Genomic DNA, 11,972 nt, shown 5'->3' on the forward strand with positions numbered 1-11,972 from the left:
TTCGAACGGCAGTCCGTTGTGTTCGCCTTCGTACGGACCAACGACTCACCGCTGAACTACGCTGGAGCACAGGCTGCCTGGATGGACCCAAATGGACCCGCCTGAAAATAGAAAGACCCCGATGGAAGCCACAAGCTCGAACTCATCCACCCCGGAAGCCGCAAACACTGAGTCTCCCTCCAGTCCGCCCACTTTAGTCGGCATCAAGGAAGCGACGGCCTTGCTACAAGGTCTATTCCGCAGCTTTGGTGGCCATGTCGCAATGCGACTGTGGAATGGCACTACGTTGCAACTAGGTGCCGGCGCTCGCGAGCAACCTGAACCACCCTTCACACTGGTCTTGCGCAGCCCGGATGCAATAAGCTCAATCGTTGCCGGTCGTGACCGTCTGCGCCTCGTCCAAGCCTTTTTACGAGGCGATATCGACATTGAAGGGGACTTTTTCGCAGCACTCCACTTGAAGGACCATCTCGATACCATCCGCCTGTCTTGGAGCGATCGACTCGGCGCGTTGTTGCCGGCGCTACGCCTGCAAGTCATCAGCCGTCGGGCAGCCTTGGCCTCGCCGACGCAGAGCAGAAGGAGCGTAGTGTCTGTCAAAGGACACTCGCGCCACGAGAGCCGGGCAGCCGTCGCATTCCACTACGACGTGTCAAACGATTTCTACGCCTTATGGCTCGACCCGTCGATGGTGTACTCCTGCGCCTACTTCGAAAGCCAAGCCGAAACGCTTGCGCAGGCGCAGCACGCGAAACTTGATCACATCTGCCGCAAGTTGCAACTCAATCCTTCAGACCAACTGCTTGACATCGGCTGCGGCTGGGGAGCATTGATGATCCATGCGGCGCGGCATTACGGCGTCCATGCCCACGGTGTCACGCTCAGCCAGCAACAACTAGAACTCGCTACGCTCCGCATCGCGCAAGCGGGACTTCAGGACCGGGTGAGCGTGGCGTTGCAGGACTATCGCGACCTACCGGGCGAGGCGGTTTACGATAAGGTCGCCAGCGTTGGAATGTTCGAACATGTAGGGCTCAAGAACCTGCCTATTTACTTCTCGACTGTTCAGCGTCTTCTAAAGCCCGCCGGACTTTTCTTGAATCACGGTATTACCCACTACGTGGAGGGATGGGACAAGAAGACGCTTTCGACCGAGTTCATAAACCGGTATATCTTTCCTGCTGGCGAACTCGATACCGTGGGCAACATCCAGCGACGCATGGAACACGCAGGCTTCGAGATCGCCGATGTGGAGGCTTTACGGTAAGGGGGCAGCGAACACACGTTGATTTGGCAGCGACGATGTAGGAGGCTCGTGTCCGCTTAACTTAGGCGGACAGATGGACACTTACGGAATGGATTTGATGGGGCGGCGTCGCCGGCGACGGCACAGCGCGCAGTTCAAGGAAGCGGTGATCCAGGAGTGCATGCGCCCTGGCGTATCGATGGCCGCGGTGGCGTTGGCACATGGCTTGAACGCGAACATGCTGCGCAAATGGGTGATCGACGCGGAGCATGCCTTGCCAGCGAAGCCCAAGGATGTGCAACCTGCGCGCGAAGTGCCGATGCCGGGCCCGACGTTCGTGCCGCTTGCGCTGCCCGCAGCGACCGTTGAAGGTGACATCCGCATCGAGCTGCAGCGAGGTGGCACAACGGTAACGCTGGTCTGGCCCGCCAGCGCTGCCCGCGATTGCGCAGCTTGGCTGAGCGATTGGCTTCGATGATTCGCGTCGAGGCGGTTTGGCTGTGTATCGAGCCGTTGGACATGCGTGCCGGAACCGATACAACTCTTGCCCGGGTCGTGAAGGTCTTTGGCGCCGCGCGACCGCACCATGCGTACGTATTCGCCAACAAGCGCTCGACCCGGCTGAAGGTCTTGGTCCACGATGGCATCGGCATCTGGCTGGCAGCGCGACGCCTGCATCAAGGCCGCTTCGTCTGGCCTGGGGGCGGGTGTGGCGCACCTCAGTCGCTCACCCGTGAGCAGCTTGATGCGCTCGTCCTGGGCCTGCCTTGGCATCGCCTGGGAGAGGCTGGCGTGATCAGCGTGGTGTAGGCACGGGAGGGTAGGTTCTGGGCAATCCGTAGATCTGCCAATGGCCGATGTGCTTGCGCTTAGTGATACTGGGTGCCGATGCTTGACGCCTTGCAGATCGATCCCTCACAGCTGAGCGCCTTGGGCGAGAGCGAACTGCGTGAACTTGCAACCAGGCTGCTGGAGCAGGTGCAGCGCAGCAAGCAAGAGATCAACTGGCGTGACGCCAAGATCGAGAAGCTCGCCTACGAGATTGCGCAGTTGCGGCGCATGAAGTTCAGTGCCAGCAGCGAGCAGCTCAATGCGCAGCAGAAGGCGCTGTTCGACGAGTCAGTGGATGCCGACATCGCGGCGCTTGAAGCCGAACTTGAAACACTCCAGACGCCACCGCCGGTCGACAAGAAGCAAGCACACCCAAAGCGCGCGGCGCTCCCGCATGACCTGCCTCACGTCGAGATCAGCCACGAGCCGCATTCCACGACATGCGCGTGCGGCTGCGTGCTGCAGCGCGTGGGGGAGGACGTCACTCAGAAGCTCGACTACACACCCGGCGTGTTCACCGTGCAGAACCACGTGCGTGGCAAGTGGGCGTGCCGCGGCTGTCGCACGCTGACGCAGGCCCCCCTTCCCCCAGAGATCATCGACAAAGGAATCCCCACAGCCGGCCTGTTGGCGCACGTGCTGGTGGCCAAGCACTCGGATCATCTGCCGCTTTACAGGCAGGAAGCGATCTTCGGCCGTGCTGGCCTGGCCATCCCGCGCTCAACCCTGGCTGCATGGGTGGGCGTATGCGGCGTTCGCCTGCAGCCGCTGGTGGATGCCCTGAAGCGTCACGTGTTGGCTTGCCCTGTGGTCCACGCAGACGAGACGCCGGTGGCGATGCTGGCGCCTGGCAAGGGCAAAACCCATCGCGCCTACCTCTGGGCCTATGCAGCAGGGGCCTTCGAGCCCTTGCGAGCGGTGGTCTACGACTTCACGATCAGCCGCGCTGGTGAGCACGCGAGAAACTTCCTCGGAGATTGGAAGGGCAGCCTGGTCTGCGACGACTACGGCGGGTACAAGGCGCTGTGGGAACGCGGGGTCACCGAAGCAGGTTGCATGGCGCACGCGCGTCGGTACTTCGTCGATCTGGTGAAGACCGACAAGAGCGTGATCGCCGCAGCAGCGGTGGAGTTCATCGGCCAGTTGTACGGCATCGAACGCGAAGTGAAAGACATGACGCCCGAACAGCGGCTCGAACAGCGCCAGTTGCGTGCCCGGCCGATCACGCTGGCGTTGCACGCCTGGCTTACCGCCCAGCGCACGAAGGTTGTGGACGGCGGTGCAACGGCAAGGGCTATCGACTACAGCCTCAAGCGCTGGGAGGCATTGACGCGTTACCTCGACGATCCCGCTCTGCCCATCGACAACAACCATGACGAGCAGCAGATCAGGACCTGGGCTACCGGACGGCGCAACTGGCTCTTCGCCGGGACGTTACTGGCTGGTCAGCGCGCAGCCGCGATCACCAGCTTGATCCAATCGGCAAAGCTCAACGGCCACGATCCCTACGCCTATCTGAAGGACGTACTCACGCGTCTGCCTACTCACAAGGCGCGCGACATCGACCAACTGCTGCCCCATATCTGGCAGCCGCCCGTCGCCACTGCGTAACCGCCGGACGATCTGCCGCTCGCGCAACGTGTGTTCGCCGCGCGCTTACGCTTTACGGCCCCACTATGCTCTAACGCTGCGGCACTGGGTAGCGCGTCTGGAGCAGCAACATACACAGGCGTTAGAGCACGTTAGTGAATCGACCTACCGCGCATGGCGCTTGTACATGGCCGCCTGCGCGCTTGAGTTCGAGTCAGGAGATATTGGTGTTTACCAACTGCTTGCGTGTAAACGCATCGGTGGTATGTCAGGGCTGCCACTGACCCGTCGGCACCTCTACGCGCTTCCAGCAAGAATCGCATGAGGCACTCGCGTAGTCATCCCGCCGGGCCTATTTAGTTCAGCGTTGCCACCATCGGCGCACCAGCCCAAGCCGCCTGGGCGTCAACAGCGTCCACGCATATGCATCGGCCGCCTGCCTTGTGGCTTCGCCCTGGGTCGGGTAAGCGAACACGACGCTGGCTAGTGTCTGCAGCCCAACACCTGCTGCCATCGCCAGCGAAATGCTGTTGATCATCTCCCCAGCATGGCGGGCCACAATGGTCGCTCCCAGGATAGAGTCGCTGCCTTCACGCACATGGATCTTCACGAAGCCTTCTTCCTCGCCGTCGGCGATCGCCCTGTCTACATCGTGCATTGGGATCGTGAAGGTCTTGATGGGAATCTTCTGCTCCCGCGCCTGCCTTACATAGAGCCCTACGTGTGCGACCTCAGGGTCGGTGTAGGTACACCACGGTACCGTGAGCGCGCTGATCCGGTCGTGCCCCAATAGTAGTGCATTGCGTACAACCATTCGGCCAGAAGCCTCTGCGGTGTTGGTGAACTTGTTTCCGAGGCACACATCCCCCGCCGCATAAATCCTCGGGTTACTGGTACGCAGAAAATCGTCGACGTGGACCCCGCTATCCGCATCGTAGGCCACCCCAGCGACCTCCAGCTCCAGATCCTGCACAGCCGGCACACGCCCGATTCCCGTTAAGATCGCGTCAACGCGCGTGCTGGCGGTGTTTCCGTCGTTGACCAGGTTGATCAGCTTCATGCCTCCTTCCGTCTGCACCCCGGTCACTGTGCTGTTGAGGTGTATCTCCACGCCATCGCGTGCTAGCGCGTCAGATACCATCTGGGCGGCATCGCGTTCTTCCTGTGGCAGGAAAAGCGGCTCGCTGTGCGAAATCAGCGTGCGCGATCCAAAGCGGGCGAACACTTGAGCCAGTTCGCATCCAAGCGGCCCTCCCCCAATTACCATTAGGCTTTTTGGCAGGGTCTGCAGTTCGAACACCGTCTCGTTGGTCAGGAAGCCGGCTTCGGCTAGGCCAGGAATGTCGGGTAGCATCGAACGCGAGCCCGTGGCGACCAGCGCTTTGCCGAAGCTCAGTGGCATGCCATCTACATCGATGGCGTCAGGCCCAGTGAAGCGCGCTCTACCAAAGAACAAGTGAATACCTGCACGCGCCAGGTTCATGGCCGCGTCGCTGCGGCTTATACGAGCCGTTACGCGCCTCATGCGCAACATCGCCCCGGCGAAATCGAAGGGCGTCTCACCTGCCGAGGCTACTCCGAAGTTCACCGAATTGCGCATGTCGGCCAACAACCGCGCGGTACGGATCAAGGATTTGGAGGGAATGCAGCCATCGTTCAAGGAGTTTCCGCCGAGTTCGTGGCGCTCGATCAGTGCCACGTTGGCGCCAAGGCTCGCTGCGGAGCGCGCTGCAGCCAAGCCGGCAGGCCCCCCACCGATCACGACCAGGTGGTATAGGGGAAGCGGCTTGGGACTGCGCCAGCCAATCGGCCGGGTGTTGGCGATGCGTTCGGCGTCATGGGGCTCCGCAGAATGTGGGGGTGCGCCAGCAGAAGGAATGAATGGCATTGGGATAGCTGGTAGCTCAGTTAGAGCCACCCACCGGTGAAGCCTGCGCGTAACAGGCCAGCTCGCAGGCATGGAATGCTCCGGGTCAGCCGCCACAGCAGGCCGCTGCGGAAATTCTCGATCATTAGCACCATCAGGCCCTGGTCCAGCCCGAACTCACCCTCGGAGATCCAGGCCATTTCTCCGCCAGCGGTGGCGTTTACGCCGCTTGCGTGCACCGCGCGGGCTCCCGGACTGGCCTCGGCTACCAGCTTGCGCAACGCGGGTAGCGCGATCTCTGGGGCGAAGACTAGGGATGCCACCATACAAGCTCCGTTGAGAGTGCCATCGTCCGGCCCCCACGGAACGCCGCGGGCGGCGTAGCCGTAAAAGGCCTGCCGGCGCCCGGCCACCACTTTTGGCTCGACGCTGGGGCCATCTCCGGCAGACAACCCCCAACAGTCTTGACCGTAGCCAGAAAAGCCGCGAGGGTTACGGATCGCGTACTGCCGCTGCACCTGTACGGCGCGCCGGCTGTTCTCGAAGTAGTCGCAATCTTTCTCGTGCATGAACCGGTCGCGGATGCCGCGAAAGTCAATCCAAGCATGAGAAAACTGGTGCATGAACAACGGGCCGGCGTACAAAAAGTCGATGCCATAGATGTTCTCCCACTGGTAGGTCACGGTCCATGCCTCAAAGCTTGCAGCGGTCAACCGGTGGCTTGCCGCGCCAAGTCCCAGGGCGTACAGCACGATGGCCTCGCTGTAGCCCTGCCAGCCGTAGTTCAGGAAGCCGCATTCTGGCTTCCACCCGAGCGCCACAGCGTCGTCGTCGTGCTCCGACCAGTTCCAGTTCACACGCTCATAGAGGGTATTGGCCAGCTTGCGCAGCTCGGTCTCGGCCGGAGTGGCGGCATCGAAGTAGGCTGCGGCAGTCAGCATGCCCATGATCAACAGCGCGGTGTCGATGGACGATAGCTCCGACGCCCAAGCGCGCAGGCCCGTCTCGCTGTTCAGGAAGTGAAAATAGAAGCCGCGCCAACCGGTGGCATCGACCGCACCAGACTGATCGCTGCCCGCGAAGAAGCGCAGCACGTCAAGACAATGCCCGACAGCCTCGTCCCTGCCGATCCAACCACGTTCCACCCCAACGGGGTAGGCCGACAACGCGAAGCCTACAACCGCGATGCTCGCCGGTGCGCCTGGCCGAGATGTGTCAGCGACCAGCCCGGTACGAGGGTGGGTGTAGGTGGGAAAATAGTCGAAAGCTTGGCGCTGCAGCGTATCCAGCATGCGTTCGTCAGCGCGGGTCAGCGACCACGCGGCTTTCACGCGGGTCCGATCGCGGCATCGACGATGGCTAGCGCATCCTCCACGATGCGCTGCAGGTGTTCGGTACCAAGAAAGCTCTCGGCATAGATCTTGTAGATGTCCTCTGTGCCGGATGGTCGCGCGGCAAACCAGCCGTTGGCTGTGCTCACCTTGAGGCCGCTGATGGCCACGCCATTGCCGGGGGCCTGCGTGAGGATGGCGTCGATCCTCTCACCGGCCATATCGGTGGACATGACCTCCTGCGGCGACAGCGCTGCCAAGCGCTGCTGCTGCGTAGGCGTGACGGCGGCCTCGATTCGCCGAGCTACGGGGTTACCAAGCTGGCCGGTCAATTCGCCATAGAGCCGCCCGGGGTCGCGCCCTGCCATGGCCGTGATCTCGGCGGCCAGCAGCGCTGCGGCTATGCCGTCCTTGTCAGTGGTCCAGACCGTTCCATCACGCCGCAGAAAACTCGCGCCCGCACTCTCCTCGCCCGCGAAACCTAGGCTGCCATCCAGCAGGCCGACCGAGAACCACTTGAAGCCCACCGGCACCTCGAAGAGCTTGCGACCTAGCCGCTTGGCTACGCGATCGATCAACTGCGTGCTGACCACGGTCTTGCCGACGGCCGCCGCGGCCCCCCACAGCGGCCGGTGGCGGAACAGATGTTCAATGGCTACGCAAAGGTAATGGTTTGGCGGCAGCAAGCCCTGCCCCGGCGTGACAATGCCGTGGCGGTCGTGGTCCGTGTCACAGGCGAAGGCGACGTCGTAGCGGTCTTTGAGCGCAACGAGCCGCTGCATCGCAAAGGGCGACGACGGGTCCATCCGGATCTGCGCATCCCAGTCCAGCGTCATGAAGGAGAAGGTCGGGTCGACCGTGTCGCTGATCACATCAAGCTTGATGCGGTAGTGCTCGGCGATCGCGGCCCAGTAGTGCACGCCTGAGCCGCCCAGCGGGTCAGCGCCCAGGCGCAGCCCGGCATGGCGGATCGCGTCCATATCGACAACCTGCGCCAGATCGGCGACGTAGGCGCTGCGGTAATCGTGGCGGTGCGTGGTTGGGGCAAGCAGCGCAGCTGAGAGGTCCACGCGCCTCACGCCCGACAGCCCCGCTTGTAGATAGCCGTTTGCTGCGGCCTCGATCCAGTCGGTGACGTCTGCTCCGGCCGGGCCACCGTGGGGAGGGTTGTACTTGAAGCCGCCGTAGCGTGGCGGGTTGTGCGAGGGCGTGATGACGATACCGTCGGCCCGGCCGGAACCGGTTGCAAGGTCGCGCCCGCGGTTGTGAGTAAGGATGGCGTGCGAGATGGCGGGTGTCGGCGTGTAATCGTTGTTAGTGGCCAGCATCAGTTCGACACCATTTGCCGCCAGCACCTCGATGGCACTGGCGTTGGCCGGCGCCGACAGTGCGTGGGTATCGAAGCCCAGGAACAGCGGCCCCATGATGCCCCTGGCCTTACGGTAGTCGCACAGGGCCTGCGTGAGCGCCAGCACATGCCATTCGTTGAATGATCGGTCAAGAGCCGAGCCGCGGTGACCCGAGGTGCCGAAGGCCACGCGCTGCGCGGCCACGCCGGGGTCGGGCCGGTCAGAGAAGTAGGTCGTCACGAGCTTTGGCACGTCGATCAAGACGGACTGGGGGGCGGCTTGACCGGCCAACGGACTGACGTAGGGGCGGTCAGGCTGGGGCATTTAGACTGTCCATCACCTGGCGGGCTGCTATGCGAACCTCTACTGCATGGTTGCGCCGGTCATCGACCAGAGAAATTGCGGCGTTGGCCATGACAATGCCGTCCAAAGTGACGCACGGCGGGCCAGTGGATGCGTCTGATGCACGCGACACCTTGATGTCGTAGTTCGTCGCGCCGAAGCGGTAAGTGAGCTGGAATGTGTTCCAGTCCTCAGGCATGTGCGGCGCCAGGCTCAGCACTCCGGCCTTAACATCGAGGCCGAGCAGCGACTCTACGGCAAACCGGTACAGCCAACCGGCCGAACCTGTGTACCAGGTCCAGCCGCCGCGTCCCATATGCGGCGCCACAGCATACACGTCACCCGCTACCACATAGGGCTCGACCTGGTAGGTGGCCACAGCCCGGGCGGACAGGGCATGCCGCACCGGGTTCAGCATATCGAAGATTTCCCACGCCCGCGACTGCTCGCCCAGCGCCGCGAAGGCCATCGCGGACCACACCGCTGCATGGGTGTACTGGCCTCCGTTCTCGCGCACGCCGCGCACGTAACCCTGGATGTAGCCGGGGCTTGGGCTGGAGTGGTCAAAAGGTGGGGCAAGCAGGCGGACCAGGCCGGCCTCGCGGTCCACCAGCAAGCGGTCCACTGCCGCCATCGCTTGACGGGCGCGTTGCGGATCGGCGGCCCCGGATAGCACGGCCCAACTCTGGGCTACCGAATCGATGCTGCATTCGGCATTGCCGGACGTTCCCAGCGGGGAGCCGTCGTCGAACCAGGCACGGCGATACCAGTCGCCGTCCCAGCCGCTGCGCTCGATGGCCTCGCGCAGACGCTCTGCCTCGGTGCGGCAGCGCTCCACCATCAGTGCATCGCCCTGCTGCCCTGCCACGTCAACGAACTGCATGAGCACACCGTACAGAAAGAAGGCAAGCCAGACGCTTTCGCCGCGGCCTTCCACCCCGACCAAGTTCATGCCGTCGTTCCAGTCACCCGACTCCATCAGTGGCAGCCCGTGAGCGCCGGTACGCAGACTGTGCTCAATAGCGAGCACGCAATGCGCGTAGAGCGACTTTGATTCGATGGAAGTCACAGGTTTGCCGTAGCTTGAAACCTCGCTCCTCCGCAAAGCCGGTGCTTCAACGAGAGGCACGGGTTGGTCAAGTACCCTGATGTCTCCTGTCACCTGGAGGTATCGGGCGGTTGCAAGTGGCAGCCAAAGATAGTCGTCGGAGCACCGGGTGCGCAGGCCGCTACCTGATGGCGGATGCCACCAGTGCTGCACATCGCCCTCGGAAAACTGACGCGCAGCGCTGCGCAGAAGATGCTCCCGAACGAGCTCTGGCGCGGCATGGACCAGCGCCATTACATCCTGCAACTGATCCCGAAACCCGAATGCGCCGCTGGATTGATAGAACGCTGTACGGGCCCAAAGGCGGCAGCTCAGCGTCTGGTAAACCAACCAGCCATTGACCATGATGTCTAGCGACTGATCAGGGGTTTTCACCTTAACCGCGCCAAGTGTGTGATCCCAATGCCTTCGAACCGCCGCAAGTGCCTCTCGAGCTGAGGTCAGACCTTCCGTACCTCTCACGAACTTGCGCGCCTCGTCGGCAGTGGAACCAGCACCTAGTCGAAAAACGAAAAACTGCGTTAGGCCTGCCGCCAGATCCACGGGCAATCGGATCGCTGCACACGGATCCAGCCCATAGCCCACCGAGCCAGACAGACGCGTTTGCAACATCCCGGCAGGCGCGCGTAAACTGCCGTGCTGACCCAAAAAAGCAAGTCGATCACAACACTGGCTGCGAGCCGTGGAGCCTGCTCCCTCGGCATGGCCATCGAAAAATGCGGTGTAGCCCGTGAAGTCGGTGTTGTACGCATTGCAAGCGAACAGCGCTCCGCAGGCATCCAAAGCGGTGCCGACGTGCATCGCAGATGTACGCCTCGCTTCTCCCAGCACCCATTCAACATAGCCGGTTACTGATAGGCGTCGCGCGCGGCCGGACACGTTATGCAGTTGTAGCAGGACAAACTTCACTGGGGCATCGATGGCCACAAATGTCGTCAACGTACTTTCAATGCCATGGGCTGTGTGCTCGAAAACGCTGTAGCCAAACCCATGCCGCGCGACATGTTCGCCAGCGCTGGCATCGGTCGACGCCGAAGGTTGTAGCGTTGGCGACCAGAACTGCCCGCTATCCTCGTCGCGGATATAGAAAGCTTCAGTGTTAGGGTCGCTGACCGGGTCGTTTGACCAAGGGGTCAAGCGAAACTGCTGCGCGTTCTCGCTCCATGTGCTGGCGCTACCGCTCTCGGAGACGAGGGTGCCGAAGGATGGATTGGCCAGCACGTTGATCCATGGCAACGGAGTCATGCAACCCGGTCGAGACGTGACAACGTACTCACTGCCATTTGCGCTGAAGCCGCCCAGTCCATTAGCGAACAGCAGATTGGCCTTGATCTTTGAAGGTAACAGTCCCGACGTCACCGGCAAACTAGGCATTGGCCAGGTTTCCGATGCCCCTACCGCAGCCAGAATGCTCGGCGTCCGCGCTGCAACTGGCGCACCAGCAGGCAAGCTGGGCCAACCGTCACGCGCGTGCATAACTACACGTGCGACCGACTGCAACAGCACGCTGTCGAACTCTGGTACATCGGCTGCTGCGAGCAGGAACACGCCGCCGCTCTTGCCCACCATCGCTATCGCATCTGTAGACGAGACAAGGGTCATTGCAGTGTTCACCAACGCTCTTTGAGCCACCTGCCCGGCCTCTTTTGAGCCAACTATAGCCACTACATCCGCGACAACTCCGTGCCGGCGCCAAAAGTCTTGTGCCCGCAATAGCTGCCGTAGAACCTCCAGGTGGGCGGCGTCTTCGATGGTAAGCACCACGATCGGAAGATCGCCGGAAATCGCAAAGCGCCAAAGACTGGACTGACCCTGCTTATTCGAGGCCAGCACGCTAGGCATGGCTCGCCGCGCCTGATCGACGTGCAAAACTGACCAAGCCAGGTCCGCGTACTGCGCAGCCTGCACTTCAGTGCAGCCAAGCCGACTTAGCGCATCAAGTGCCCTCACATCTGCAGCAGCGAGGGTGCGATCTGCGAAACCGAATGCTCGGCAGTGGTGGATCAGCGCAATGCATGCGGATCGACTGTGCGCTATGCAAGTGACCAAGTCAAAGTCAACAGACTGACCCGCTTCAAGCGTCAGACTTGACTGAATTGCAGCGACTGGGTCAAGCACGGCACCAGCCGTGCCTGAAAGGCGATCGCGGGAAGATAGTGCCACTGGATTCGTAGTGCTGCTCCCGCGCCCAATGAACCGCATCCGGTCTGTCTCGTAGGAGATCTGTTTGTCGGCTTGCGGCTCGGATAACGACAGATGGAACATCCAGGTGACAGATTCACCGGGGTCCCGTGCCCGACGCATGAAC

The 11,972-nt window shown here is 62.1% G+C and carries 8 protein-coding genes and 2 pseudogenes; 5 read left to right on the top strand and 5 right to left on the bottom strand.

The window, feature by feature from the left end:
• Nucleotides 1–91: 91 nt before the first annotated feature.
• The 5 genes and pseudogenes from QYL93_RS31405 to QYL93_RS31425 all read left to right on the top strand — a co-directional run.
• Nucleotides 92–1,267, top strand: coding sequence for a cyclopropane-fatty-acyl-phospholipid synthase family protein (locus QYL93_RS31405; RefSeq protein WP_305747356.1), 1,176 nt, complete (start codon nt 92–94; stop codon nt 1,265–1,267).
• Between the two features lie 73 nt (nt 1,268–1,340).
• A complete protein-coding gene (locus QYL93_RS31410; RefSeq protein WP_305747357.1) occupies nt 1,341–1,724 on the top strand; it encodes a transposase in 384 nt (127 codons plus the stop codon).
• Entirely contained in the window at nt 1,721–2,056 is a 336-nt protein-coding gene (tnpB, locus tag QYL93_RS31415; protein WP_192422449.1) for an IS66 family insertion sequence element accessory protein TnpB, read from the top strand. Before QYL93_RS31410 ends, tnpB begins: the two co-directional genes overlap by 4 nt.
• Before the next feature lie 78 nt (nt 2,057–2,134).
• The gene (locus QYL93_RS31420) at nt 2,135–3,688 is read left to right on the top strand and encodes an IS66 family transposase (RefSeq protein WP_305747358.1); all 1,554 of its coding nucleotides are present in this window, start codon (nt 2,135–2,137) and stop codon (nt 3,686–3,688) included.
• Nucleotides 3,689–3,740: 52 nt separating this feature from the next.
• Nucleotides 3,741–3,992 (top strand): annotated as a pseudogene (locus QYL93_RS31425) (class I SAM-dependent methyltransferase); the annotation flags it as partial.
• 36 nt (nt 3,993–4,028) lie between these two features.
• Here the strand turns inward: QYL93_RS31425 and QYL93_RS31430 are convergent.
• The 5 genes and pseudogenes from QYL93_RS31430 to QYL93_RS32070 form a co-directional block, all read right to left on the bottom strand.
• Complete coding sequence (locus QYL93_RS31430; RefSeq protein WP_305747359.1) at nt 4,029–5,555, bottom strand: mercuric reductase; 1,527 nt, start codon at nt 5,553–5,555, stop codon at nt 4,029–4,031.
• A gap of 20 nt (nt 5,556–5,575) precedes the next feature.
• Nucleotides 5,576–6,826: a glucoamylase family protein gene (locus tag QYL93_RS31435; RefSeq protein WP_305747360.1), complete on the bottom strand. Its 1,251-nt coding sequence runs from the start codon at nt 6,824–6,826 to the stop codon at nt 5,576–5,578.
• 35 nt (nt 6,827–6,861) lie between these two features.
• Nucleotides 6,862–8,538 carry a phosphoglucomutase (alpha-D-glucose-1,6-bisphosphate-dependent) gene (pgm, locus tag QYL93_RS31440; protein ID WP_305747361.1) on the bottom strand — a complete coding sequence of 559 codons (1,677 nt, stop codon included), beginning with the start codon at nt 8,536–8,538 and terminating at the stop codon, nt 6,862–6,864.
• On the bottom strand, nt 8,525–11,506 hold the full coding sequence (locus QYL93_RS31445) for a GH36-type glycosyl hydrolase domain-containing protein (RefSeq protein ID WP_305747362.1): 2,982 nt from the start codon (nt 11,504–11,506) through the stop codon (nt 8,525–8,527). Before QYL93_RS31445 ends, pgm begins: the two co-directional genes overlap by 14 nt.
• 210 nt (nt 11,507–11,716) lie before the next feature.
• Nucleotides 11,717–11,968 (bottom strand): annotated as a pseudogene (locus QYL93_RS32070) (hypothetical protein); the annotation flags it as partial.
• Nucleotides 11,969–11,972 lie beyond the last annotated feature (4 nt).

This window comes from Acidovorax sp. A1169 (genome assembly GCF_030704685.1).
GTDB lineage: Bacteria > Pseudomonadota > Gammaproteobacteria > Burkholderiales > Burkholderiaceae_C > Acidovorax.